Annotated in this window: 1 protein-coding gene; it reads right to left on the reverse strand. The window is 55.4% G+C overall.

Going from position 1 to position 1,044, the window contains the following annotated elements:
- A partial coding sequence (locus tag VKV29_RS05040) for an aconitase family protein (protein WP_324200210.1) occupies positions 1-1,044 on the reverse strand: 1,044 nt, incomplete at both ends.

Here is a 1,044-nt window from a genome sequence, read left to right on the forward strand (position 1 = left end):
GAGTTTGTTCTCTGTAACTGCCTTGGCGACGTTTTCCGGCAACGGGCCGCTGTTGCCGATGCAGGTGGTGCAACCGTAGCCCACGAGATGGAAGTTCAGTTTTTCGAGATAGGGCATCAGGCCGGCATCGTTTAAATAGTCGTAAACGACTTTCGAGCCGGGTGCGAGGGAGGTTTTTACCCAAGGCTTTACGTTCAGTCCGCGCTCGACCGCTTTTTTGGCTAACAGACCAGCGGCGATCATGACGGAGGGGTTGGAGGTGTTGGTGCAGCTTGTGATGGCGGCAATGACGACGGAGCCATCGTGAATTTGTTCCTTGTGACTGTTGACACTCAATTCGGCGGTTTTGGGAGGTGCGCCGAGGGAGATCAGGAAATTTTCCTTAACTTCGCGCAGATCGACGCGATCCTGCGGGCGCTTGGGACCGGCAAGAGAAGGAGTCACTTTGGACAAATCGAGCGAGAGGGTATCGGAATAAGCCGGTTCCGGCGAATCGGGAGTCAGGAACAGATCTTGCTCTTTGGCGTAGGCTTCGACTAACTCGATCAACTCTGCGGGCCGGTTGGTGAGGCGCAAATAGTCGAGAGTGACGGAATCGATGGGGAAGAAACCGATGGTGGCACCATATTCGGGAGCCATGTTGCTGATGGTTGCACGATCGGCAACCGATAGTGCGCTTACGCCCGGACCATAAAATTCGACGAACTTACCCACGACACCTTTTTTGCGTAATATTTGCGTAATGGTCAGGACTAAGTCGGTAGCGGTTGTACCTTCGGGCAGTTTACCGCTTAACTTAAAGCCCACGACCTGGGGTAATAACATCGAGATGGGCTGGCCGAGCATACAGGCTTCGGCTTCAATGCCCCCGACGCCCCAGCCGACCACTCCCAGGCCGTTGACCATTGTGGTGTGGGAATCGGTGCCCATGAGCGTATCCGGATAGGCTTCGAGGATATCGCCGCCACCCGCGTTGTCGCTAAATACGACGCTTGCGAGATACTCGATGTTCACCTGATGGACGATTCCGGTGTCCGGCGGCAC

The organism is Chthonomonas sp. (genome assembly GCF_035294165.1).
Classification (GTDB): domain Bacteria; phylum Armatimonadota; class Chthonomonadetes; order Chthonomonadales; family Chthonomonadaceae; genus Chthonomonas.